General features: G+C 45.1%; 22 protein-coding genes and 2 riboswitches. Of the genes, 19 read left to right on the top strand and 3 right to left on the bottom strand.

The window, feature by feature from the left end; all coding sequences use genetic code 11:
- Positions 1 to 266: 266 nt before the first annotated feature.
- The 5 genes from prmA (at position 267) to ACMQ5W_RS08815 (ending at position 4,101) form a co-directional block, all read left to right on the top strand.
- The gene (prmA, locus tag ACMQ5W_RS08835; protein ID WP_419024857.1) at positions 267 to 1,232 is read left to right on the top strand and encodes a 50S ribosomal protein L11 methyltransferase; all 966 of its coding nucleotides are present in this window, start codon (positions 267 to 269) and stop codon (positions 1,230 to 1,232) included.
- Positions 1,233 to 1,653: 421 nt separating this feature from the next.
- The gene (locus tag ACMQ5W_RS08830; RefSeq protein ID WP_148492619.1) at positions 1,654 to 1,971 is read left to right on the top strand and encodes a PadR family transcriptional regulator; all 318 of its coding nucleotides are present in this window, start codon (positions 1,654 to 1,656) and stop codon (positions 1,969 to 1,971) included.
- 102 nt (positions 1,972 to 2,073) lie between these two features.
- Positions 2,074 to 2,745, top strand: a complete 672-nt coding sequence (locus ACMQ5W_RS08825; protein WP_419024856.1) for a hypothetical protein — start codon at positions 2,074 to 2,076, stop codon at positions 2,743 to 2,745.
- A gap of 31 nt (positions 2,746 to 2,776) precedes the next feature.
- On the top strand, positions 2,777 to 3,370 hold the full coding sequence (locus tag ACMQ5W_RS08820) for a hypothetical protein (RefSeq protein ID WP_419024855.1): 594 nt from the start codon (positions 2,777 to 2,779) through the stop codon (positions 3,368 to 3,370).
- Complete coding sequence (locus ACMQ5W_RS08815) at positions 3,367 to 4,101, top strand: RsmE family RNA methyltransferase (RefSeq protein WP_419024854.1); 735 nt, start codon at positions 3,367 to 3,369, stop codon at positions 4,099 to 4,101. Before ACMQ5W_RS08820 ends, ACMQ5W_RS08815 begins: the two co-directional genes overlap by 4 nt.
- 22 nt (positions 4,102 to 4,123) lie before the next feature.
- On the opposite strand, the gene ACMQ5W_RS08810 is transcribed toward ACMQ5W_RS08815, so the two are convergent.
- On the bottom strand, positions 4,124 to 5,809 hold the full coding sequence (locus ACMQ5W_RS08810; RefSeq protein ID WP_419024853.1) for a polysaccharide deacetylase family protein: 1,686 nt from the start codon (positions 5,807 to 5,809) through the stop codon (positions 4,124 to 4,126).
- A gap of 120 nt (positions 5,810 to 5,929) precedes the next feature.
- On the opposite strand from ACMQ5W_RS08810, the gene mtaB reads away from it, so the two are divergent.
- The gene (gene mtaB, locus ACMQ5W_RS08805) at positions 5,930 to 7,231 is read left to right on the top strand and encodes a tRNA (N(6)-L-threonylcarbamoyladenosine(37)-C(2))-methylthiotransferase MtaB (RefSeq protein WP_419024852.1); all 1,302 of its coding nucleotides are present in this window, start codon (positions 5,930 to 5,932) and stop codon (positions 7,229 to 7,231) included.
- Positions 7,224 to 7,565: a histidine triad nucleotide-binding protein gene (locus ACMQ5W_RS08800; RefSeq protein ID WP_148492625.1), complete on the top strand. Its 342-nt coding sequence runs from the start codon at positions 7,224 to 7,226 to the stop codon at positions 7,563 to 7,565. The genes mtaB and ACMQ5W_RS08800 overlap by 8 nt, the downstream gene beginning before the upstream one ends.
- Before the next feature lie 69 nt (positions 7,566 to 7,634).
- Here ACMQ5W_RS08800 and ACMQ5W_RS08795 read toward each other — a convergent pair whose 3' ends face one another.
- A complete protein-coding gene (locus ACMQ5W_RS08795; RefSeq protein WP_419024851.1) occupies positions 7,635 to 8,522 on the bottom strand; it encodes a hypothetical protein in 888 nt (295 codons plus the stop codon).
- A gap of 517 nt (positions 8,523 to 9,039) precedes the next feature.
- Between ACMQ5W_RS08795 and ACMQ5W_RS08790 the strand changes: the two genes are divergently transcribed.
- The 3 genes from ACMQ5W_RS08790 to ACMQ5W_RS08780 are packed head-to-tail and all read left to right on the top strand — an operon-like array spanning position 9,040 to position 12,388.
- The gene (locus tag ACMQ5W_RS08790) at positions 9,040 to 10,008 is read left to right on the top strand and encodes a lysine exporter LysO family protein (protein ID WP_419024850.1); all 969 of its coding nucleotides are present in this window, start codon (positions 9,040 to 9,042) and stop codon (positions 10,006 to 10,008) included.
- Between the two features lie 28 nt (positions 10,009 to 10,036).
- Positions 10,037 to 11,014, top strand: coding sequence for a lysine exporter LysO family protein (locus ACMQ5W_RS08785; RefSeq protein ID WP_419024849.1), 978 nt, complete (start codon positions 10,037 to 10,039; stop codon positions 11,012 to 11,014).
- 12 nt (positions 11,015 to 11,026) lie between these two features.
- Positions 11,027 to 12,388, top strand: coding sequence for a Sapep family Mn(2+)-dependent dipeptidase (locus tag ACMQ5W_RS08780; protein ID WP_419024848.1), 1,362 nt, complete (start codon positions 11,027 to 11,029; stop codon positions 12,386 to 12,388).
- A gap of 93 nt (positions 12,389 to 12,481) precedes the next feature.
- Here the strand turns inward: ACMQ5W_RS08780 and ACMQ5W_RS08775 are convergent, their stop codons facing one another.
- Complete coding sequence (locus tag ACMQ5W_RS08775) at positions 12,482 to 13,129, bottom strand: GntR family transcriptional regulator (RefSeq protein ID WP_419024847.1); 648 nt, start codon at positions 13,127 to 13,129, stop codon at positions 12,482 to 12,484.
- A 216-nt stretch (positions 13,130 to 13,345) separates the two neighbouring features.
- Between ACMQ5W_RS08775 and ACMQ5W_RS08770 the strand changes: the two genes are divergently transcribed.
- The 9 genes from ACMQ5W_RS08770 to ACMQ5W_RS08730 all read left to right on the top strand — a co-directional run bounded on the left by ACMQ5W_RS08770 (position 13,346) and on the right by ACMQ5W_RS08730 (position 24,923).
- Positions 13,346 to 14,122, top strand: coding sequence for a dimethylarginine dimethylaminohydrolase family protein (locus ACMQ5W_RS08770; RefSeq protein ID WP_419024846.1), 777 nt, complete (start codon positions 13,346 to 13,348; stop codon positions 14,120 to 14,122).
- Between the two features lie 30 nt (positions 14,123 to 14,152).
- The gene (locus ACMQ5W_RS08765) at positions 14,153 to 15,313 is read left to right on the top strand and encodes an aminotransferase class I/II-fold pyridoxal phosphate-dependent enzyme (protein WP_419024845.1); all 1,161 of its coding nucleotides are present in this window, start codon (positions 14,153 to 14,155) and stop codon (positions 15,311 to 15,313) included.
- 37 nt (positions 15,314 to 15,350) lie between these two features.
- Positions 15,351 to 16,781, top strand: a complete 1,431-nt coding sequence (locus tag ACMQ5W_RS08760; protein ID WP_419024844.1) for a sodium:solute symporter family protein — start codon at positions 15,351 to 15,353, stop codon at positions 16,779 to 16,781.
- 21 nt (positions 16,782 to 16,802) lie between these two features.
- Positions 16,803 to 17,729 (top strand): NAD(P)-dependent oxidoreductase, encoded by a 927-nt coding sequence (locus tag ACMQ5W_RS08755; protein ID WP_419024843.1) that lies wholly within the window; start codon positions 16,803 to 16,805, stop codon positions 17,727 to 17,729.
- 115 nt (positions 17,730 to 17,844) lie between these two features.
- On the top strand, positions 17,845 to 18,012 hold the full coding sequence (locus tag ACMQ5W_RS08750; RefSeq protein WP_419024842.1) for a hypothetical protein: 168 nt from the start codon (positions 17,845 to 17,847) through the stop codon (positions 18,010 to 18,012).
- A gap of 115 nt (positions 18,013 to 18,127) precedes the next feature.
- The gene (rpsU, locus tag ACMQ5W_RS08745; RefSeq protein WP_022146591.1) at positions 18,128 to 18,307 is read left to right on the top strand and encodes a 30S ribosomal protein S21; all 180 of its coding nucleotides are present in this window, start codon (positions 18,128 to 18,130) and stop codon (positions 18,305 to 18,307) included.
- Between the two features lie 24 nt (positions 18,308 to 18,331).
- Positions 18,332 to 18,778, top strand: coding sequence for a GatB/YqeY domain-containing protein (locus ACMQ5W_RS08740; RefSeq protein ID WP_419024841.1), 447 nt, complete (start codon positions 18,332 to 18,334; stop codon positions 18,776 to 18,778).
- Between the two features lie 334 nt (positions 18,779 to 19,112).
- Positions 19,113 to 19,197, top strand: a riboswitch (cyclic di-GMP riboswitch).
- A 51-nt stretch (positions 19,198 to 19,248) separates the two neighbouring features.
- The gene (locus ACMQ5W_RS08735; protein WP_419024840.1) at positions 19,249 to 22,284 is read left to right on the top strand and encodes a Cna B-type domain-containing protein; all 3,036 of its coding nucleotides are present in this window, start codon (positions 19,249 to 19,251) and stop codon (positions 22,282 to 22,284) included.
- Positions 22,285 to 22,615: 331 nt separating this feature from the next.
- Positions 22,616 to 22,700, top strand: a riboswitch (cyclic di-GMP riboswitch).
- A 51-nt stretch (positions 22,701 to 22,751) separates the two neighbouring features.
- Complete coding sequence (locus ACMQ5W_RS08730) at positions 22,752 to 24,923, top strand: sortase B protein-sorting domain-containing protein (RefSeq protein ID WP_419024839.1); 2,172 nt, start codon at positions 22,752 to 22,754, stop codon at positions 24,921 to 24,923.
- Positions 24,924 to 25,180: the final 257 nt, after the last annotated feature.

Raw genomic sequence — 25,180 nt, 5'->3', positions numbered from 1 at the left:
CTCGATTAGAATTAATGCATGAACTTCAGAAGGGGCTTCAGGATATAGAATCTGGCAGAGTAGTGCGTGTTGATGAGTGCTTTTCAAGGTTGAAGAGGTAAGGTATGGGAGAATATCAAATTGTAATATCATTAAATGCCAGCGGTGACATAGAAAACATCTATAGACGAAGAAAATAAAAAGATAAATATTTTGCGTGTGATGTACGACAGAATGAACTAGAGAGAGTATTTTGGCCAGTCACACTTTTAAAGGAGGAAAGCAAATTGAAATATATCGAAATCAACATCGAAACGGAGAGCCAGGGCATCGAGGCGGTGGTCAGCGAACTGATGAATCTGGGCATCACGGATACGGTAGTGGAAGACCCCAGGGATATTGAAGATCTGATGGACAAGAAACAGACTTACGACTGGGATTATCTGGACGATGAGATCATCGAGAAGATGAAGGACAAACCCAAGGTGACGGTGTACTTCGAAGATACCGAAGAGAATCGGGGACGCATCCGCGAAATCGAACTGGCCATGGCGGGGCTGAAAGCAAAAGTGCAGGCAGGTGACTACGGACAAGGCATGGATTTTGGAACGCTGCAAGTCATCAGCAAGGTGGATGACGACGCCCAGTGGAAGGACAAGTGGAAGGAATATTTCAAGCCATCGAAGATTTCTGAGCGCATCGTGGTGAAACCTACCTGGGAGCCTTATGAAAATCGGCAGGGCAATCTGGTCATTGAAATCGATCCGGGCATGGCTTTTGGCACGGGAACCCACGAGACGACTTCCCTCTGTGTAAAAATGCTGGAAAGCTATCAGAAGGAAGGCGACAAGGTTCTTGACGTGGGCTGCGGAAGCGGGATTTTGTCCATCGCCGCTGCACTTCTTTCGGCAGAGGACGTGCTGGGCATCGATATCGATCCGGTGGCTGTGGAAGTCGCGGCAGAGAACATCGCATTGAACAAAGTGGGCGCTTGCTGCAAAGCGCAGTACGGAGACCTGACCAAAGGTGTGGATTACCAGGCGGACATCATCGTGGCAAATCTGATGGCTGATTTGGTCATGATGCTGGCAGAAGATGCGGCAAAGCACCTTGTCAAGGGTGGTTATTTTATCTCGTCGGGGATTCTGGTGGAGAAGGAACTGCAGGTGGTGGAGCATCTGCGGAAGAAGGGCTTTGCCATCATGGAGGTCAGAGAAGACGGCGGCTGGTGCTGCATCGTTGCAAAAGCATAACAGCATAACGAATAGTAAGAAAATCCGGGGTATGTGAAACTCCGGATTTTTTCTAGTGCAAGCTGCTTTTATGGAAGCAGAATACCCCTTGCAGAGCACTCTTTTAACCCCTATTGACGTAAAAAAACACAAAAACACCTAAAAATCTGATGACTGCAAAGGGAGTATCTCTGCGGCGATGACTGTAACCGTTGAAACTTCGTCATGGTCTTTGTCCAACCCGCTGCTTTGGCCCTTCAACGCCCAGAATCTTTAGGTGTTTTTGGCCTATTTTGATAAAATGACGGGTAAAACCTGTGCGATGCCGGCACGACAACGGCAAGTGGAATCATGCAGCTTGACAATTCTGCTACCTTGCATTACAATATAGTTGTATCTTGTAATGCAAGGTAGTCTGTTTTGTTCAAAAGGAGTGAGAAAAATGATTCCATCACAGATGCTGAAAGGAGTTCTGGAGGGCTGCATCCTGGCTGTCATTCGGGAGGAAGAGACTTATGGATATGAGATTACGACCAAGCTGGAAGGATATGGGTTTGGCAGCGTGGCAGAGGGGACGATCTATCCGATCCTGCTGCGGCTGGAGAAGAACGGCAGCATCGTCGCCGAAGCGAAACCATCCCCGGCAGGGCCGAAGCGGAAGTATTATCATCTGACAGAGACCGGGCAAAAGAGTTTGGAAGAGTTTTGCCGCAACTGGCAGGCTATCAGTGAAGCGGTCAACAGCGTGTTATACGACTAACGCCAATCCACGCACTTCGTTTGCGGGGCGTTAAAGCATAAGGTCTTCCCATCAATTTTCTTTGAAAATTGGGGCAAGAACCATTATAAGGAGGTAAGGGAAATGAATAAAAAAGCGAGAATGCTGGCAAAGGAAAACGAGAGAGAAGAGGAGAAAATCTGGGATGCCAGCGAGGAGGTCTATACGGATATCATCGTCTACCTGAGGGTTTCGCGGCTCTCCAAATACAGTCAGGAGCTGGTGCGCAGTGACATCATCCAGATGATTTTAGACGGACAGGCACGAGGAGAAGGGATCGGTACAGTAATCGGAGAGGATTACAAAGGATTTTGCGATGAAATCATCGAAACCTTTCCACCTAAGAGACTGAAGGATAAGGTGCTGGAGACCCTTGATACGACTTGTATGTGCCTGTCAATCCTAGGATTGATCAGTCTCATCTTCAACTTCATCGACAACATTCGACTGAAGAATCACCTTTTCACCTATTCCCTATCGGCGGCGGATGTGGTAAACTTTATTGTGATTGTAACCATAGCCAATCTGGTCGTCTATGTGATCTGCAAAGGCGCTTTTGAGCAGCCGAAGAAAGAAAGCAAGGTCAGACTCGTTTTAGAGGGTGCCTTTATCTTTGCTCTGCTTACGGGGATCTTCCTCTGTGCAAAGCTTTTTCTGGACAATTACGCGGTGCAGTTCAACATGGTCATCGCAGCGGTAGTCATCGCAGTGGCGTATGTGATTCACAGAGTCATCGGGACCAGAGATCCGGCTTAAGATTAAAATTGATAACGAGGAGGTTGCCTGATTGAAGAAAAGCAACTCGAAGAAAAAAGATAATATCATATTCATGTTATTCTGTCTGGTCCTGGGCATGCTCATGGGCTGGATTTCGAAGGATCTTGCCGGCAGCGGCGTCATTGGCGCCATCATATCCAATATCGGGATCTGGGTGTTCGTTTCCTCACTGATTGCTGCTTACTCGCCAGAAGCTGTACGGGCGGCGCTGCACGTATTTATCTACTTTGTCGGCGTCATCGGCGCCTATTATGCCCATCTGTTTGCCTTGGGAATGAACATGACCGGAAATGTTTTATATTGGCTCGTCTTCGCCGCCATCGGCGCCCTGATTGGATTTATCGTCTGGCATTCAGGAGACAAGGAGTGGCTGGGTGCAGGCTGTGCAGCAGTACCGATTTCCCTTCTGCTGGCAGAGGGCTATCCTATCTATCACAGTTTGTCCATATCCCTGGGGTTTGATATCGTTTGCGCGGTACTGCTCTACATATTGCTTGCACCGAGCAAAAATCAGAAATTGATGATGCTGCCATACATCATCGTATTTACTTTTGCACTGGTGTATTTTGACGTATTTTCTAAAATCTTTGGAGGGTGGATATGAAGCTATTTGCAGATGCCGGCTGCATCGGAGACAAGTATATCAAAATCACGGACAAGGGTGATATCAGACATTTGTCCAAGGTGCTCAGGCTGAAAGAGGGGGACAAAGTGGATGTTTCCGATTCGGTGGAATGGGAGTATCGGACAGAAATCGTCAGCATCAGCGAAGAGGAAGTTCTGCTGGCCATCATAGATAAACAGAAGTTTGCCAGAGAACCGGAGCTGGAAGTCACTCTTTTCCAAGGTATTCCCAAAGCGGGGAAGATGGAAACGATCATCCAGAAGTGCGTAGAATTGGGCGTTCACGCTATCGTTCCGGTGTTCATGGAGCGTACAGTTGTGGTTGAAAAGGGCAACTTCGGCAAGAAGCTGGATCGCTGGCAGAAGATCAGCGATGAGGCAGTCAAACAATGCAAGCGGGGGATGATCCCTCAGATTGAGGAACAGGTTCGTTTTTCTGAAATGCTTAAAAAGCTGGCGGCTTATGACCTGATCCTCTTTCCTTATGAAAATGAGGCCGACTATTCCATCAAAGACTGTCTGCGGAACCTGAGCGAGAAACCTAAATCGGTGGCTGTCATCATCGGGCCAGAGGGCGGCTTCGCAGATCGTGAAGCTGGAGAGCTGGACGCAGCGGGTGCTGTCCGCGTAACCCTGGGCAAGACCATTCTCAGGACAGAGACAGCTGGCATGGCAGCTCTTGCTATGACCATGTACGAACTGGAGCTGTAGAAATCAGCGGCTTCCGTCAAAATCACTGCAGCAGTTCTGCTATAGAAGCTTTGGGCGTCCGCAGCTTTCTTTTTAACAGATAGAGACCTTCAGTGTCGCCTTTTTTGATGGTGTTGATGCCGCCGTTGCAGCTTAGGGTGGCTTTGAATCCCAGAGTTTTCAGCAGATCACGGCTGTCTTCTGTATAGGCGCCGAAGGGCCAGGTGAAGGTATTGGGAGAAACGCCTGTCGTTTCCTTCAGCTTTTTCTGCAGCTTTGATAAGTCCTCTTTGAGAGTTTTCTCGTAAACCTCTTCCGATTCTCCTCTTTTCTTGCTGGCGCCTTTACGCCCTCCTTTTGCCTCGTGAAAATCCCAGGTGTGATTTTGTATTTCCCAAAGGCCGGAATTAGACATTTCCTGAATTTGATCCCAGGTCACATTGCAGTAATCTTCTGCTCGGTAGTCTGCGACACTGGCCTCCTCACAGGCGTGGCCGATGACGGAAATCACCGCTTTCATGCCATATTTCTCCAGAGCGGGGGCAGCGTAGTTATAGTTGTTGCAGTAGCCGTCGTCAAAGGTGATGATGACCGGTTTTTCTGGCAGAGCTACCTTCCCCGTCTTATCATAGACGTAGTCGATGAGTTCTGTCATGGTGATGGCTGTATAGCCATGCTCTTTGAGGTATTTCATGTCGCTTTCGAAGGTAGAGGCGGGAATAAAGTAGTCGTTGACCTGCGACTGCTTTTTTGTCAGGCCGTGATACATCAAAATCGGAACTTCCGCAGTTGCCGCAGCAGTCTTAGCTGTCTCTTTGACTTCTGGGGATGCCCGGTGTTTTGACAAAAGGCGAATCAACGCATAGGTATCGATCCATATTTCTGAATTGCATTCTTTCTGTGACTCATCAAAGACTAACTGCATGCCGAAATGGAGATGAGGAACATTGATGTTGTTGACATTTTCTTTGACGCTGTATCCGCTCTGGCCGGAATAGCCGATAATCTGGCCGGCTTTGACTGTGTCACCTTCTTTGAGATCTTTTATGTATGGAGAATCTTTGCGAAGGTGGGCATAGTAGTAATAACGAAAACCGTCATGACTTCTGATACCGATTCGCCAGCCGCCGTACTGGTTCCAGCCTAGAGCTTCAACTTTGCCGCCTTCAACTGCTGCAACAGGGGTTCCGACGCTGCAGAACATGTCATGCCCAAGGTGTTTGCGGGCAAAACCGTAGCTGCGGCCATTTCCAAAGTCATCGCTGTCGGTGTACCAATAGCCTTCAGCTACAGGGGAGTAAGCGGTAAGACCATAGTTGCCATCTTTATCCAGACCGAGGAAATTGCCGATTACGGCGCAGTAGGCTTTATAATAATAAGGGTAGGATTTCATATTGGACGTGATATCATCCACAGAGCTGCCTTCATTAAGCTTTTCCACAAACCAGTCGATGTCTTTATGTGAATACATGGAAAAGTCACCGCCGTATTTGCAGGCGAGAAATGCTAAGATGTCAACCCAGCTGACGTGGAGATCCTGTTCGTAAGTTTCTATGTCTACATTCATGGCATCTTCTAGCGCTTCGTAGGTAATATCAAAATCAACCCATTTAATGTAATCTTTACCACCTTTTTCAGAGGCGACCATGAGACCTTCGATGCTGTGTTCACTGACCATGACGCAGACTAACAGACATATTAAAAAAACAGAGAAAAATTTCTTTGCCATAAAATAATCCTTTCACAACAATATAATGCAGGAAGGACGAAGATTATTCTTGAAGTTACGATAAAAAGGTTGTACTATTTAAATAACTAGTTAGATTTACAGATTGGAAAGAGGACATCTATGAAAATTGCGTTTCACACATTAGGATGTAAGGTCAATCAATATGAGACGGAGGCCATGAAGGAGCAGTTTGCTGCGGCGGGCCACCAGATTGTTGGAGAAGAGAACTTTGCAGACGCTTATGTGATTAATACATGTACAGTGACCAATCTGGCGGACCGGAAGTCCCGCCAGTATATCCGCAAGATGAAAAAGGTCAACCCTGACTCCGTCGTGGCCGTGACAGGCTGCTATGCCCAGGTCAGTCCTGACGAGGTCAGCAAAATCGAGGGTGTTAACATCGTCGCCGGTACAGGCGAGAAACAAAATCTGCTGCAATATATCGAAGGCTATCTGCTTGAAGAGGAGACCCAGTGTCACGTCAAAGCCTACGAGGAGCTTGACAAGTACCAGTCATCTGGTATCATCACTTCCATGGAATCCAGGACTCGCGCTTATATCAAAATCCAAGAGGGTTGTAACCGGTTCTGTTCCTATTGCATCATTCCTTATGCCAGAGGCAAGGTGAGAAGCCGTGATCTGGCAGAAATTGCAGAAGAAGCCCGGGGGCTGATCGCCAAAGGCTTTAAAGAACTGATTCTGACAGGGATTAACACGGCACTCTACGGAGAAGATTTAGGCTACGGCGGCATTGAACCGCTGATTGCAGAGCTGAACGCTTTGCCAGGTGATTTTCGGATTCGTCTCAGCTCTCTGGAACCGACTGTCATCAATGCCCAGTATGTGAAGAGCTTGCTGAAATACGAGAAACTCTGTCCCCATCTGCATCTGTCCATCCAGAGCGGCGCAGATCACGTCTTGGGGCTGATGAATCGCCGCTATGACCGGTCTTTCTACCTCGACATCGTCAGGGTGCTCAAGGACTTTGATCCACTGTACGGCATTACCACTGACATCATCGTCGGCTTTCCGGGTGAAACAGAAGAGGATTTTGCTGACAGCTTGCGGGTGATTGATGAGGTGGGATTCTGCAAGGTCCATGTTTTCAAGTATTCGCCACGAAAGGGAACAAAGGCTGCCGCACTTGCCGGACAGATTGCCGGCGAGGTGAAGAACAGCCGCAGTAAAGCGTTAATCGAGAAGGCGGCAGAGGATGCCAGACGTTTTTTTGCCTTATGCAAGGACGCTCAGCGACGAGTTTTGTTCGAAGAGATCAGCGAAGACGGCCTCTTGACGGGATACACGGACAACTATATCAAAGTCTATGTACCTGGAGAATCTGAGATGTTAAATCAGTTTTATAATGTAAGACTTTTAAAAGAATATAAAGATGGCATGAAAGGAGAGATTGTTTATGGCTGATTGTATATTTTGCATGATCGGAAGTCACGATATCCCGTCGACTGTCGCTTATGAAGACGACAAGATCATCGCGTTTCACGACCTGGAGCCGCAGGCTCCCGTTCACGTACTCGTGATTCCCAAGAAACACATCGAGTCGCTGGACGATGTAAAGGAAGAAGATCAAGAACTTCTAGGTTACATCATGTTCAAGATTCACGAGATTGCTGCAGACCTGGGCCTTGCAAACGGTTATAGAGTTGTCAGCAACAACGGAGAGGATGCGTTCCAGACGGTAAAGCATCTGCACTTCCATATTCTCGGCAAGAGAAAAATGACCTGGCCTCCAGGCTGATGAATGTTATGTAGTATGGCGAAAATGAACTAGTCCGAATTCGGACTAGTTCGTTTTTTGTCCTATTACTTAAACCTTGGTGACGCGAATACCATTCTTTTCATCGTATTTTACAGAATACAGATTGTCTTTGTAGACAATATAAAATTGCAGAACGTCTTTTGCCGGATTATAGCGTCCCGCAGAAGTCTTGTAGTTGATTGGATCGAGACCAAAGTAAATGCCTGCACCTATAGAGGACTTGCTGCGGCTGTAGAGGGTATATTTGTAGTCACTGGCGCTGCTTCCCGTCGAGCGGATATTTGGATGGCCGCAGTCGTAGTAATTGACCATTCTCAGCGGATTGAATTTGTAATAGACTGTCTTTGTTGCAGAACCGTTGACTGCATTTTTTTGGACTCTAGCCATGATTTTTTTTGAATAGTAAGGCCGTTTCACTTCTGTCAATATCCTCATCTGTTCGCAATAGGTAGAACAATCGAGGACAAAGCCGATGCTGTAGGGGCTGTTATCTTTTGGATAATCAGGAAGGTCTTTGTCGATTTCCATAGAAAGAACGGGCTTATTATAGGTCATTTTGATGTTTTTAGCAGCGCTGAACAAGCTATATACACGTTTACCATTGACATATTTATAGGTCTTGACTTTATAATAATAAGTTTTGCCAGTTTTTTGCTTCGTATCAGTGTAGCTGGTTTTTACGGTAGAACGAATTCTTGTGTATTTGCCATCCTCTTTGGTGGATCTGTAGAGGGAATATCCGTAGGCACTGGAAACTCTTTCCCAGACTACCTTGATGGATGCAGATGTGGGGGAAAGTCGTTTTACCGTTGTAATCTTTGTCATTCCTGGAGCAGAAGCAGCATAGGTCTTTGAAGTCGGTATGAATGCGCCTAAAAGGGCTGTCATTGTGACGATTGCTATACCACGTAGAAAAGCTTTGTGTTTAATAACCATTGTTAAACCTCCTTCATAAACACTTTTAAAGATGATAAATTCTGATTGTTAAGATCATTATATCATAGAAATACTCTGAATGTGGATATTAACACACATTGGCGAATCAAAATAAAAATAAAAAATTCTGAAAAAGGACTTGATTTTTGAAATAGATATGCTATACTTTAGTTACAAAAAGCGATGAAGTACAATTCAAAAGCTTTTGATATAAATAAACTGAAACATCAGTTTCAGGAGAGAAAGAGGTGAGACCACCAGAAGTGTTTAATGAGGTACAGAGAAAAGTACCGGCTGTTGGACGCATCTAATGATTTCGCAAAGTGAAAACTTAGAAGACTGTGATGGCAGTAGATTGATACTGTGATTGCAGAAGCAGACTAAGACGGAAACTTTGGCAGAAGAAATGATAGATGTGAAAAACAGCCGGTGCTTTATTTTTTGTTGCATAATTCATGGACTTCTGTCGATGAAAACGATATAATGGAAATTGACTATATTATTTGAGGTGCAAACGATGAGCGATTTAATTCTATATTTGATCATGGCCGTCATCGGCTATTTTTTCGGCAGTAAACTCAGACATCAAAAGCAGATTACAAAGCTGACTGGAAGAATTCAAACCATTGCAATTATTGTATTGATATTTACCATGGGCATGCGTATGGGTTCCAATGAAGAGGTGATGAACAACCTGAATTCCATCGGTTTCAGTGCTTTTATCATGACGATCATGATCATATTCTGTTCGGTTACTGCAATTACGATTTCGAGGAAGTTCTTAAAAATAGACAGATTTGGGAACATAGAGGGCAGTCAGGTGGATTTTGACGAAGTAGAAGAGGAAGAAGAGAAAGCGGAAAAAGACAGCTCTATGACGATTATCATCATAGTATGTGTCGTCAGCGGACTGGTCTTTGGTTATTTTGCCGTGGACAAGCTCTTTACGGATATGGAATTCTTCAATACGCTGTCTGGAAATTTCATCACGATCGGCCTCTGCATCCTGCTTTTTTTTGTCGGATTTGACATGGGCTTTGAAGGTACGGTCATCGGACATCTCAAAAGAGTGGGCTTGCGCGTTTTGGCCTTCCCATTTATCATCATGGTGGGCACACTGGCAGGCGCACTGCTCTGCAGCTTTTTTCTGCCGCTTTCTGTCAAGGAGTCTCTTGCCGTCGGAGCGGGCTTCGGTTGGTACACCTTGGCTCCCAGCATCATCATGGACAAAGGGCTGGTGACGGCCAGTGCGGTTTCATTTATGCATAATATCATGCGAGAATATATTTCTGTGCTGATTATCCCCATGACGGCGAAAAAAGCAGGTTATCTGGAGGCTGTGGCAGTATCAGGCTGCTCTTCTATGGACGTCTGCCTGCCTATTGTGGAAAAAGCTACTCGCGGCGACATCGCCATGTATTCTTTCATATCTGGCGTGGTACAGAGCCTGGCCGTACCAATCCTGGTGCCGCTGATATTGGGGTAATTTCTACAGAAAGGGCGAAACAAAATAGATGAAAGATTTAGTTACATATACCATATTGGCCATCGTCGGTTATTTCATCGGCAGTAAAATGAGAGAACATCGCTGGGTTACCAAGTGGACCGGCAGGATTCAGACGACGGCGATTGCCATCTTGCTGTTTACAATGGGGCTCAGGATGGGGTCTAACGAGGAAGTGACAAGCAATCTCAGCTCCATCGGACTGATTTCTCTGGCTATGACTTTGATCATCATGGCGCTGTCGGGTGTTTTTGCTGCATTGACCAGAAGATGCATCGGCATGGATCGCTGGGCTGTCATGAAAGATAAAGCAGTGGACGCACAGGATGGGTCACTGCCTGCGGAGGAAACGTCTGACCGAGGACAGAAAATCATGGCCGCGACCATACTCCTGTCTGTCATTACAGGACTGCTGTGCGGCTATTTTTTTATTGGCGATGTCTTTGCAGACCATATGGAGCGCTTTGACTTCTATGCGGGGCTGGCAGTCAACCTGGGACTGTTTTTATTGCTGCTTCTGATCGGATTTAACATGGGTCTTGATGGAACGGTTCTGAAGAATTTCAAGAAAGTAGGTGCAAAAATCCTCATTTTCCCTTTTGCCATCATGGCAGGCGCTTTTTTAGCGGCAGCCCTGTGCGCGCTGCTGCTGGATATCGATTTGCGCGAATCCTTTGCAGTGACTGCCGGCTTTGGCTGGTACTCTCTTGCGCCTGGCATCATTTTGGAGAGCGGTCTTGCCCACTGTGCGGCGATTTCCTTTATGCACTGCATTATGAGAGAATACTTTTCTCTCCTGTTGGTGCCAATTGTCGCCAAAAAGATCGGCTATATGGAAGCGATAGGCATCTGCGGCGCCACGGCAATGGGAGTCTGCCTGCCCATTGTGGAGAAATCGACGCGGGGAGATGTGGCGATTTATTCGTTTATATCGGGGATGATTCATACCGCATCGGTACCGATTTTTATTCCATTGATCTTAGGCTGAGGAGGCGTTTTTTTGCGTATAGAAGAAATAAAACGATATATAGAAGATAATGAGAAGAACATCATTTCTGATTTGAAAGGTCTGGTAGATATCCCCAGCATCTCATCGGACAAAACGAATGTAAAGAAGGCGCTGGATTATGTGCTGCAGCTGGCACAACGAATGGGTTTTGAAGCGAAAAGCGTCCTCGACGATCAGGTAGGTGTCATTGAGATCGGAGAGGGAGATGAAACCATTGGCATCTTGTCCCACGTAGACGTAGTGCCGCCAGGGAATTTACAGTCCTGGAGCAGCCCGCCTTTTGATATGAAAGTAGAAGACGGCTGCCTTTGGGGGCGGGGCACCTTGGATGATAAAGGTGCAATCATCGTCTGTCTCTATGCCATGAAATGTGTATTAGGCAGCGGACAAGCGCTGCAGAAAAAGATTCAGATGATCCTGGGCACGCAGGAAGAAGTAGAGTGGTCTGATATGGAAGGGTATGTGGCCAACTATCCGCTGCCTGATTACGGATTTACACCTGATGGCGAATTTCCCCTCTGCAACATCGAAAAGGGATGCATGGATGTGGAACTGCGCTTTGCATGCGAATGCGAAGGATATGAGAACGGCTGGTATCTGACCTGCCTTCATGCGGGACAGGCTGCGAATTCTGTGCCGGACAGCTGCACCTGCCAAATGGAAAGATACAGAGACGGCATTGCTGTAGAGCGTAAAACTTTGACGACAGGCGGAAAAGCTGTTCATTCCTGCCAGCCAGAGAAAGGGGAGAATGCAATCTTCCACATGGCAGATCTGATTGCGGAAACGGAGCACTGCGAAAACCAGATCAGTAGGATTCTGGCGATGCTAAAGGCGAAATTTGCCAGTCTCTATGGGGCAGAAATCGGGCTTTACAGTGAAGGCGAGATGTATAACGGAGAATTTGTCCATCGCAATGTCTTTGCGCCGACGTTGGTGAGAATGGAAGACGATCACCTATTGGTCAATGTGAACGTCAGATTTGCATATGGCTCGTCAGAGGCGGAAATCACTGACGCATTCATGCAGCTGGCTCAGTTTTACGGCGGGACGGTCAAATTGCTCAGTTCTTTGCCGGCTGTGTACGTCAGTAAAGAGAGGCCGTTCATGAAAGCTTTTGGAGAGGCTTATGAAGAAGGATCTGGCAGAAAGCACGAGTTCGTATTGGCCTACGGCGGTTCCTATGCCAAAGCGATGCCCAACATCGTATCTTGGGGACCGATTTTTCCGGGTGATGAAGATACCTGCCACGAAGAGAACGAGCATATATCCATCAAAAGTCTGTTGGACAACGGAAAAGTGTTTGCCATTGCCTTAAATAAGGTGGCTTTATCAAAATCAAGTTTTAAATAGCGGAACTACTAACCTGACAGGGTAAATGATTGCAGATGAAAAGGATGCGGAATTGATAGGATTTTTCTTATCAATCAGCATCCTTTTTTGATGTTACAGTAATTCATGATGAGCGTTGCTTGGTGACCAGTGAACATTGGTGATATAGTCATAAAGCGCATTTTTGTCTTTTTCTTTGAAGAGTCTGAGAATCTCCCGGTGCTCGTCGTTGATCAAAGCCAGATACTCTTTGCTTCTACTGGCGTTATCTTTCGAAAACCCTCTCGTGAAGAATTTGCTTTTTAGCCGGGAGATGGTATCCTCTAAAACTTCGTTGTCACATTTTTCTATATAGACTGAATGAAACAGTTCTTGCTGTTCCAAATACATCTCGTAATTGTCTGTCTTGATAGCTAAATCCATACTCTGAATGTAAAAATCCATACGGGAAAGATCTTTTTCTGTTAAGATATCACAGGCCATCTGGGCAGCGGTACCATCCAGGGGGCCTATCACGATATATAATTCAGATGCTTCCTTTTCTGAAACACCTTTCAAGACAAATCCTTTTCTCGGTACATTTTCTAAAATCCCTTCGCAGGAAAGCTGAATCAAAGCTTCTCTAACTGGCGTCCGGCTTACGGATAACTCTTGTGAAATGGCAGTTTCGTTGATTCGCTGTGAGGGGAGCAGATTACCTTCCAACACTTGTTCTGTGATATAGCTGTATACATGATCCTTTAGTGTCTTGTATTTTTTCATACAATTCCTCCAAATTGGTGAGTTTACCTGATTACGTAATCATGATATCACAAAATATGGAAAAAAGAAATCAAAATATATATTTAACAGAATTAACAGAATTCATTGACAAAATATAATATACGGTGTATAATCCACAATATAAACAAACGGTACATAATATACCGTTAAAGAACAAAGTAAACCAAACCACCAAAAGTAAAGGAGAGAATCAAAATGAAAAAGTTTAATCATGTAATCGTAAGAAGACCGTGTAAGGCAATGGTAGAGGGTATTACCTCGGCACCTGAATTAGGAAAACCTGATTATGAACTGGCATTAAAACAGCATGACGCTTATATCGAAGCATTGAAACAGTGCGGCGTAGATGTGACAGTTCTGGAGGCTGACGAGAGATATCCGGACTCCTGCTTTGTAGAAGATCCTGCTCTGATTACAAGAAAGTGTGCGATCATCACGAATCCTGGCGCAGCATCGAGAAACGGTGAGAAGGATGAGATAGTAGGAGCAGTGAAGAAATTCTTCTCTGATGATCAGATTGAATACATTAAAGCACCTGGCACCCTGGAAGGCGGCGACGTCATGATGGTTGGCGACCACTTCTATGTGGGAAGATCTGCAAGAACTAACGAGGAAGGCATCAGACAGCTGACAGAAATCCTCGCCAAATATGATATGACTTGTTCAGAAGTAACCCTGGAGAAAGTATTGCACTTGAAGACCGGTGTCAACTATTTGGAAAACAACAACATGCTGGTATCAGGAGAGTTCATCGAGAAGCCCGACTTTGAAAAATACGACAAAGTTGTCATTCCAGAGGAAGAAGCGTACGCCGCAAATTGCATCTGGGTCAACGATAAAGTCATCGTGCCAGAGGGTTATCCAGCTGTTTTAGAGGCGGTAAAAGGCATGGGCTATGAAACCTTACTGGTAGATACGTCAGAATATAGAAAGCTGGACGGCGGCCTCAGTTGTCTGTCACTGAGATTTTAATTGAGATAAATTAGATGGGAGATGAAGGATTTGAAGAGTCCGTACATAGCAAAGAGACATTGGGATTTTGAAGAAGCTGCCCTAAGTAAAACCAATGAGATGGTAAAACGATATGACGATGTGATTGATCTCAGCATCGGCGACCCGGATTATCCGGCCGATAAGGGATGCATTGACAAGATGCACGAAGAGGCTTTAGCAGGTCATACAAGATATACAGAATTTCTGGGCGATGAGGATTTAAGACGGGAAACTATCAAACAGTATAAAGAAGATTACGGATTTGACTTCGACGAAGATGAAATCATCATCACTGCAGGCGGCACTCACGCCATGTATCTGACCATGGAAGCTATCCTTGACGAAGGTGATGAAGTCATCGCTATTGCGCCGTATTATATCTATTATCAGCCGCAAATCGAACTGCCAAGAGGGAAGCTGGTGGTCTACAACACACGCAGCGAAGACAATTTTGATGTGGATTTGGCAGAATTTGAAAAACATATTACAAGCCGTACGAAGGCTGTAATCATCAATTCGCCTAATAACCCAAGCGGCAAGGTGTATAGCCCGGAAAACGTCAGGGGGATACTGGAAATGGCGGAGAAATACGACTTTCTGGTCATCGCTGATGATATTTATGGGGCATTGAACTATACCGACAATAAAAAGGCGATTTGTTCCTACGAAGAACGGCCAAAACGAGTGATCACGATTTACAGTTATTCAAAAGATTACTCCATGACAGGGCTGAGACTAGGACACGTCATCGCTGATAAGGAATTGATCGCTACCATGAGACGAGTTAATGAAGCCGTCAACTTCACCATCAACTCCATGTCACAAAGACTAGGCATTGCAGCGATTAAGGGCAGAAAAGAAATCCAGAAAGGGCTGTACGAAGAGTATCATAAGAGGGTGATGTATCTCTATGAGCGCATACAAAAAATGAAGAATATCACCTGCACAAAGCCAGAGGGCACTTTCTATGTCTTTGCCAACATTAAAGAGACGGGTATCAACTCTATGGACATCTGGGAAAAAATCCTTGATGAAGCCCATGTGCTGGTATTGCCGGGAAGCGGATTTGGCGAAGCGGGAGAGGGCTTTATCCGTATCGCATGCACAGTAGGCATCGATACATTGAAGGAAGCCTTTGACAGAATGGAGAAAATGGAGATTTTTAAATAAATTATTGCCTGAGATAGAAGAAAGTGAAAGGTGAAATATGAATATTGGTATTATAGACTGGATCATTATAGCAATATATCTTGCAGGCATGCTGGTAATCGGCTTTATTGCAAAAGGCAAAATCGAAACCATGGATGATTTCATCCTGGGAGGACGAAGGTTTAACAGATGGGCCTTGATCGGCACCATTTTGGCTACAATGGTAGGCTCAGGCATGTTGATGGGCGCTGTGGGAAACGTATACACCAGCGGAGCAGAAAGCTCAGCTTTCTGGATTTACATAGGTATGGGCATCGGCCTAGTTACCATGGGAATCTGGAGTAAGGCGATCAGAAATACCAATGCCAGGTCTTTAGCAGAGATTACGTCCGTTTTCGGCGTATCTACCAGACTGGCGGCGGCGGTTGTCGTTTCCATCTATGCCGTTGCATTGGTAGCAATCAACATCGCGGGACTGCGGACAATCATCGTCTATGTGTTCAGTGGAATTAACATTTCCATTCCTGTGGCGACAATTATCGCTGCAGCAATTTCCATCGCTTATACGGCAATGGGCGGATTCTTTGCAGTCGTCTGGACAGACGTAGCGCAGCTGGGCATTATGATTCTCGGCGTATTCATTATCGGCCCGATTATCGGTCTGACCATGGTAGATGGCGGTATGGATACGATTATCACGACCTATGAAGCAGAGGGAATGACCATTACCAATCCGTTAGCAGGAGGGGTGACTGTGGGTATTGTCGGAACGGTACTGACTTACTTCTTGACATCTCCTGGCGATCCAACTATGCCGCAGAGGGCTTTGTCGGCAAAGGATGCAAAGACCGCGAGGTTCTCCTTTACAACGACGGGAATCATCGCACTGCTCTTTGGCGTTTCCATTCTCATCATCGGTGGAGCAATCCATGTTTTAATGCCGGGAATCGAAGCAAAAGATTCTGTGCTGCCATTGTTCATTGCTACGTACTATCCGCCAGTCATCAAGGGAATCTGTTTAGCAGGAACGGTAGCAGCTGTCATGTCGTCCTTTGACTCTTTCTTGATTCTGGCGACGACCCATATCATGTACGATATCGGAAGAACGTTCAAACCGGATATGCCTGAAGAAAAGATTTCAAAAGCGCTGCCGAAGCTGACGATTATTATCGGCATACTGGGCATTATCGTGGCATTGTTCATTACAAGTCTACTTGACTATCTGACCGCAGTATTCAGCATCGTAGGTTCTGCTTTGGTACCAGTGCTGGTAGCTGCCCTGTTCTTTAAATATAAGACGTCAAAAAGAGCTGCTACCTTATCCATTATCCTGGGCGGCGGCATCCCGGCTGTTCTATTCTTTACCGTAGGATACGATGTACCGCTGGGCGACCCGACATTCATCGGTGTGGGAGCATCTATTTTGACTTTGATTATTGGCTCGCTGATTTGGAAGGATAAAGTCAGCGTAGAAGAGAAAGCGGCATAAGCTTAGTAAGGTGGTGTTAATTTGAAATTTTGTCTAATTGATGCAGGTATTTTTATAGATAAACCGGAACTATTGGATCCGTTGAGGGCCATAGGCGAAGTAGAAGTCTTCAATGGCATACCTGCAGGAACGGAAGAAGTTATCGAACGGGCAGGTGATGCCGACGTTATCGCTTTCGGGTTGATGCAGTTTACTGAGGAAATGCTGGACGCTCTCCCAAAATTGAAGATACTTCAATTTATCGGCACAGGCATGTGGAACTTTGTCAATGTCGATTACGCCGAGGGCAAAGGAATCAGAGTGCTCAATATTGACGGCTACGGAAGTAATGCGGTTGCGGAATTCGCAACTGCCATGGCATTAGCGCTGGCAAAAAATATCCCTTCTGCCGACAGGGTATTGAAAGAGGACAGATGGAGCATCGACGGTTTGATGGGTAAGGAAATGAAAGGATCTACAGTCGGTGTTGTCGGCACCGGGAGCATCGGGCGCTTATCCGCAGAAAAGTTTGCAGCACTGGGAGCTGAAGTCATAGCCTGTGATATCTATGAAAGCGATTATTTAAAAGAAAATTACAATATTCAATATAAATCCATGAAAGAAGTTTTTATGGAGGCAGATATTGTAACCTTACATATGAAAGTAACGGAAGAAAATGAAAGGATTATCGATCAAAAATTATTATCGCTGATGAAAAAAGACGCACTTTTAATCAATGTAGCCAGAGCGGAATTGGTCAACACAGAAGATTTATATAAAGCGTTGATTTCGGGGAATCTGGCTGGCGCCGCCATCGATGTATATGACAGCGAGCCGCCAACGGCGAGGGATTATCAGCTTGCTCAGCTGAAAAATGTTATCGCCACACCGCACATCGGCTATTATACTCAGGAAGCTAATGACAACTCGATCAAAATGACGGTCTCCTCTATCTTAGCCGCTCTATAGGCTTTAGGTGGAGTCTGGAAAAGGAATGTTTGGCATCATTCCTTTTCTTTTTTACAACATTTAAAATGGCTGCAAAATAAGCTCAATATGCATAACACCATTGAGGAGATGGGTTATGCAAATCGAGGCTGACGAAGGCAAAAACTTAGAAGTATTAGTGAAACAAACATTTTGCATAACCCTAGAAAGCGTAAATTCCGCCAAATCGGCAATCGGCTTTAGATTCAGTCGTTTCAGGGCAAAGGGGGCAGACTCGCCGCTATTTGCTGAAAAGTTAAAGTAACGAATTTCAAAAATTGACTTGCCTATCTCGCTCAAAAATAGTATAATAATCCCGTTATAGGCACAAGACTGTTCACAGCTTAATATTTCAAGTTGGTCAGGAGGTGAATTGGAATATGGCACAAGTTATCGTAAGAGAAAACGAAAGTTTGGAAAGCGCTCTGAAGAGATTTAAGAGATCATGCGCTAGAGACGGCGTTATGAGCGAACTTAGAAAAAGAGAGCACTACGAAAAGCCGAGCGTAAAAAGAAAGAAAAAGTCTGAAGCCGCTAGAAAAAAGGCTAAGAAATACTAGTCATTTAGGATCGAGGTGATATAAATGGCTTTGAAAGAACAACTTATGGCCGATTTTAAAGACGCGATGAAAGCCCGCGACGAAATCGCCAAGAATACAATCAGTCTCACCCGTGCGGCCATCAAGCAGTACGAGGTGGACAACAGAGAAGAACTAGACGATGCAGGCATTATTGCAATTTTATCTAAGCAAGTTAAAATGCGTAAAGATGCCCTCGCTGATTTTGAAAAAGCTGGAAGAACAGATCTAGTCGACGCATATAATCAAGAAATTGAAATTCTTAACCGCTATCTGCCTGAACAATTATCGAGAGAAAAAGTTCTTGAGATTGTAAAAGAGACTGCAGCCTCACTTGGAATCGAAGGAGGCAAGCAGAACATGGGTAAGCTGATGGGATCCGTCATGGGTAAGGTCAAAGGCCTTGCTGATGGGAACCTGGTCAAAGATGTCGTGATGGAATTTCTTTCATAATATCTGACTTACGGACAACCTGGTAGAAATACCAGGTTGTTTTTTTATTCATAGGAAATATCAAAGAACGCATCTTGCAGAGCGTCGCTCCTTGTGGGCGACATTTGGAAATAGGAATCTTTGATACCGCCATTTCCACTTTTTTTATCCATTTAATTCCGGTTTAGGGCGGTAAAGCCCGGCTTGTGCAAACTGTATTGAAAAAATTATCTGAAAAGGATATTCTGTCTGTAGATATATAAAGCAGAATGGAAATCTGCTGTGGCGGAAAGAACTAGTACGCTTTGATATCTGATGTCAGATGCAGAAGTAATCTGCACAAAATATGAAAAAGGAGGAATCTTGCCAAAGCCGGCGAAAGCCGGTGACGGAAAACTAAAGGGCCTTACCATCCCCATGGTTGGCAGCCAGTTGTCCGGGCACGGACATATGCCCGGTAAAAGCGGAAACTCCCGCAAGATGGGGAAGTTATGAAAAAATTAAGGAAGACAGCCAGTATTTTTCTCAGTTTCATGATTGTTCTGGGAATGATGCCAGCAATGGTCTTTGCAGGTGGAGGAGAGGTTCAGATCAGTAAAGACAGCAGTTCTCAGATCGGTCCATACTACGAGATCGTTGATACTGACGGTACATGGGCAGGTGAACCAACGCTAGAAGGCGCTACCCAGCAAAGCTATGCCGATGGCCAAGTAAAGGTAAACAAGACGATCAAAGGTACTGACCAGGAGAATGTCTTTGACATTGACTTAGAAGTTATCACTAAAGACGAAATCAAAACTACTGAGTTATCTGAAGATGCTGCAACTGTGTTAGTCATTGATACCTCTGGCAGCATGGACGACAGAAGCCGCCTTCCGGAGGCACAAAAAGCAGCGCAGGCATTCATCGATGAATTTGCCAAAAGCAATGCTCAGCGGAAAATTGCCATCGTTTCTTTCAGCGGCTGGGAAGATAAACACATCAGCGGAGCATCGACGAAACAGATGTGGACTGATGCCAGCAATCTTAAACAGCAGGGCAGCGGACAGTGCGGTGCAATCAGCGGACTTTCTGCAAATGGCGGTACAAACATTGAAGCAGGCCTGCAGTTGGCAAAAAATCTTTTGGCGCAGGATGCAGTAAAAGATATCCGCAATAAGAACATCGTTCTTTTGACAGATGGTGTACCGACCTACGGTATCAGCAGTAAAGCAGACAGAACGTCTACTGAGGTCATTTGTCCAGACGGAAAGCACATGATCGGTAACGGACAGAAACTCAGTCACGACATTCATGGGCAGATTGAAAGCATGGATTTTGCAGGTATCAATCGTTATGCTGTCTATGTTGGCGATGAGGGACTGTATTGCTCTGAGAAAGGATGTCCTCTGCACAAAACCCAAGGCGGCTGGTGGGAGACTAATGTAAAAACTCCAGTGGGCACTTGGCTTAACCAATGCGGATTTACAACCTATACGACACAGGATGCAGGGCAGCTTACGAGTATTTTTGAACAGATCTCTGAGATGATTTTGCTGCAAGCGCAGGCATGGGTTCTTACTGATCCGATGGGAGAACATATCGACTTTGTAGAATTCAGCAGAGAAGCTAATCCGATTGGAGAATTTTCTTATAGTTCAAATTCGAAGACGATTACCTGGGATTTGAAGAAAGCGCTGCCAAAGGTACAGGAAGATAAGCAGTACACCTATCAGCTCAGTTATCGCATCAGATTAGATAATCTGGAAGCCGGATTTGAGTCGGAAAAATGGTACCCAACCAATGGAATCACTTCTATGACTTATCTGATCAAGGAAGCTGGCGATGACAGTCCGATTGAACAGAGTGATTTGAAAACAGCGTATTTTAATATCCCGTCGGTTAAGGGAATGACAGCAAGCACCAAGTTTCAGAAAGTTGACGAAAACAATCAACCGATGGAGGGTGTAGAGTTTGCGCTAAAGACCGCGGACGATGAAAACTTTGTTCAAAATGCTGTCAGTAATGAGGATGGAACACTGAACTTCACTAACATTCCATCAGGTCACACGTACATATTGTCAGAGACAAAGGCACCAGAAGGATATGTCAAGGCGCAGAATCAGGAATTCAGTGTAGCTTATGGCCTTGTCAGTGACATAGCGGGCGATGGAACCATTCAGAATCTGCCTGGTGTAACAAACTTTACTGTTAGTAAGATTTGGGAAGATAATGATGATCAAGAGAAAAAACGCCCTGAGTCCATCACAGTAAACTTGCTTGCAAATGGAAAAGTAATCCGCACTGCAACACTTGAAGCACCACCGTCTGAACAAGATGAAGGCGAGGATGAATCTTCAAAAGATAGTGATATAAATGGAGATGATGCAGTTCAAAAACCGGCAGAAGAGAATAGCGATGATGCGGTTCAGAAACCAACAGAAGAGAATAGCGATGATGCGGTTCAGAAACCGACAGAAGAGAATAGCGATGATGTGATCCAGAAGCCGACAGACGTAGGTCCCGCAGAAGGAAATGATGATCAGCTTCAAGAAAATGATGAAAATAATTCAGACCTTGAAAAGGACAATGGCACCAATGCAGAACCAATTGCAAAGATGAATTTGGACGAGGAATCAGAAGGTGACACGAATGGGGATCACACAGGCAATCAACAGCCAACCGTAGTCAACGAATGGACCTATACCTTTGATAACCTGCCTACAGCCAAAGATGGCCAGCCAATTGTTTACACTATTGAAGAAGTGCAGGTCAAAGATTATCTTACAGAGGTGCGATATACCGAAACCGGGGCGGTTATCACTAATACCTATGCGCCTTGGGGTGCTATGGTTCAAATACCGTTTACCAAGATTGTAGAAAAAAGAGGAGAGGCAGATCCAGATTTGCAAACCTTTACGTTTGAGGTGGACGGAGGCTCAGGTTATACTGTCCAAGGAAATTCTATTACTGCTAATGCAGCAGGAAGATTTGACGGTATGTTAACAATCGCATTAGAGGATATAAGAGATTTTGCCGGTATGACGCTTACCATCAAAGAGGTAAACAGCAAGGCAGAACACTGGATCTATGATCAGACACCATGGACTATTCACCTGTCTTTAGCAGGAGAAAAGGAAATCGGGTATACCATAGAAGGACCAGCGGAAGCTTTGACGTTTACTAACGCCTATGATTATACTCCGCCGGTAGATCCACCGGATCCACCGTCACCACCGGATCCACCGTCACCACCGGATCCGCCAGTACCACCAGATCCTCCAATTGATCCAGACCCAGATCAGCCGCTGCCACCGGATGAAAATCTGGAGGACCCGGATCAGCCAGCTAAACCAGCTAAACCAGGTCAGGATTTACCTGACGATGAACATCTGCAGGCTGATAATACGGCTAAGGAAGTGAAATCTGAGGATCCAGATCAGCCTAAGACTGGAGACGAGTCATCACTAGCTCTTTATCTAATTCTTACTATAGGTGCGTGTGGCGCATTGACGATTACAGTGAGAAGAAAAAGAGGACAAAAATAATATTAAATATCATAACTTTAGATGCCGCCCTGTCTTACCGCAGTGCGGCATTTTTATGTTTAACAAAGTGCGCTGTAAGTTACTATGCCGTGAACAATATTACAGAATACAGATTCTAAATTAATATACTGGTTATTTTTAGGTGAGTTTTAGAAAAATAACTTAAAACAAAAAACAATTAGGAAGGAAGAACTTGTCAAAAATGCTCGGGGAGAGGTATAATATTTATAGAAAATAAAGCAGTGATGAAACTCGCAATGAGTCGATGAATCGTTGTGCTTTATTATCAAATGTCAGATGCGGCATGCTCGTATTAAAATCTGAAAGTAAGGAGGAATCTTGCCAAAGCCGGCGAAAACCGGTGACGGAAAACTAAAGGGCCTTACCATCCCCATGGTTGGCAGCCAGTTGTCCGGGTACAGACAGATACCCGGTAAAAGCGGGAGAACCCGTAAGATGGGGAATTTATGAAAAAAATGAAAAAGCTGATGACACTGGTACTAGCAGTGTCCATGGTCTGTATGACAGGTGTGACGTCCTTTGCAGACGTACAAGGACCCAATGGAGATGAGAATGGAAATGTTTCATGTCTGACTTGCAAAAATGAAGAAGAGGGACATGTTCACGATGCAAGCTGTTACAATCATACCTGGGATAATGGACAGGAGATGACACCTGCAACTTGTACAGAAGCTGGTGAGCGATTGTACACTTGTACAGTTCCTGACTGTGGTAAAACAAAGACAGAATTCATTCCAGCAGAGCACGCATGGGATGAAGGCGAAGTTACCATAGCGCCGACTTGTACAGAAAAAGGGGAAACGAAGTATACTTGTACCAGAGGAGGCTGTGCGGAGACGAAACTAGAAGCTGTGGAGGCATTGGGACACAACTGGGATGAAGGAACCGTTACGACACCAGCCACAGATACATCAAACGGCGAAAAGCTGTTTAAGTGTCAGCGCGAAGGTTGTGAAGCAACAAGAACCGAAGTGATTCCTGCGAAATATACTTATGTATCAGGGCAGAGCAAGTGGAAAACCAACGTAATTTCCTTTGCGCCGACAAGCGAAGGAATCACTTACGAAATTTCTTATCAAGATAGTAAGGAAAACGTATACACGCAGGAAGAAGTCAACAACATGAATCAAGCGGAAATCAAGTCACACCGTTTGTTCATCTCAAAAATCACGTATACTATTCCTAAAGATTACGAAGAAAAATCGGTAAATATCTTTGTTGGAGATGCCATTAACGACGCTGCAAATTATATGCTCTATGTTCCTGGCGATGCAGCACCGATTCAGTTTGCCATTGTGAACCTCTCTTCTCATGATTATGCTTATAAAAAGGGAAGTTTCGCAGTGACAACAGAGGAATATCAACAGTATTTCGATAAAGGTGGGGCAACACCAACTGATACTATTGGATTTGATGGACAGAGCATTCCTCGTGAGTACTTTGCATATCGAAGCGGAAACTGGGCAATTGCCAAACTTTATGATGCATTTAGCTTAAGCAGCATAAAAAATTCACAGTTGACTGATGAAGAACTAGGCAAAAAACTGGTTGAGGCTGGATATGAGAATGGCATTGCTGATCTGCATAAGTACTATCTGGACTACTACAATGATAAAAACGACACCTCTTATACGGCGCTTGAACAATTGCCTGATAAAGACATCGCAACTCTGGTAACTAGCGGATATACAGCTGATACAAAGGAAACAAATATTGAAGTATCAGAATTGCTGTATAACTATTATTATAATCATCTGTACAGTCTGGCACCAGTAGAGACTGGCTACCCAGGTAATACAAACAATGATTATACTATTGGCGAACATATGCGTAATTACAACAGTGGTAAACCTAGCCTATTTGATGGCTCAATTTCCGAAAGTTGGAGCGATATTGCCGCATCTTCTGATGGAAAATCCATGACATATGTATGGGACGGTTTTGAGGCCTGGATTAATGGGCCAGATACGCAAAATCCATATCAAAATTACAACTATGGTTTCACTGCAGGTTTTTCACTAGAGCGAACTGATACAACTTACAGTGTCATGACGAACTATTATACATCTACAGATGGAGGTGCTCCGGTTCTAGATGGCTCTGTGAACAGGGTAGAACAGATGGCGACTAATGTGGGAGAAACAGTTAGCGTAATCCCTGTGGATGAATGGAATTTGTATGACGAAAACAAGTACAAGCTTGAGGATTCAGCAAAGCTGAGTTTGACAGCTGTGGCTGATCCTGCTGCCAACGTAATAACACTTAACTATTATCGTAATGTGTCAGGTCAGGTGATTATTCCAACTCCACCAATTGTTCCGGTGGATCCGATTCCGCCGGTAGACCCGCCAGTGGATCCGGACAACCCGCAGCCGTTACCACCGGATGAAAACCTGGAGGATCCCGAGGAACCGGATAACCCGACAGACAATCCGAACCAGCAGCTTCCGCCGGACGAACATTTAGAAAAAGACGACAACGTAAAAGGGGCGAAGTCAGAGAATCCAGATCAGCCGAAAACCGGTGACCAATCACAGTTGGCTCTCTATCTGCTTCTGGCTGCAGGTGCCAGTGGTGCATTGACATTAAAAGTGAGAAGAAAAAGAGCGAGCAAATAAAATTTAAAACGATGTTTGATTTAGCCGTCGTACCGCTGATGCGGTGCGGCGGTTTTTTGCTGTCCTTTTTAAAACCGGGTTACGCGGGGTCAGCAGACCTGATCCAGGAACTTGGACTAAAGGGGGCAGTTACGCATAAGCTGGTGCCCAGCGGCAGACTGCTTAACGAAAGAGGCCAAATCAGCCGAAACTGCGTAACAGTGGCAGCTCAAGAACTCAAGAGCGCCCGGTCAACTAGTTGTTTTCACGGGTGCTGA

This window comes from Emergencia sp. (assembly GCF_048465375.1).
Taxonomy (GTDB): domain Bacteria; phylum Bacillota; class Clostridia; order Peptostreptococcales; family Anaerovoracaceae; genus Senimuribacter.
The sequence above is the reverse complement of the archived record's forward strand: the minus strand, read 5'-3'. Positions and strand labels throughout refer to the sequence as shown.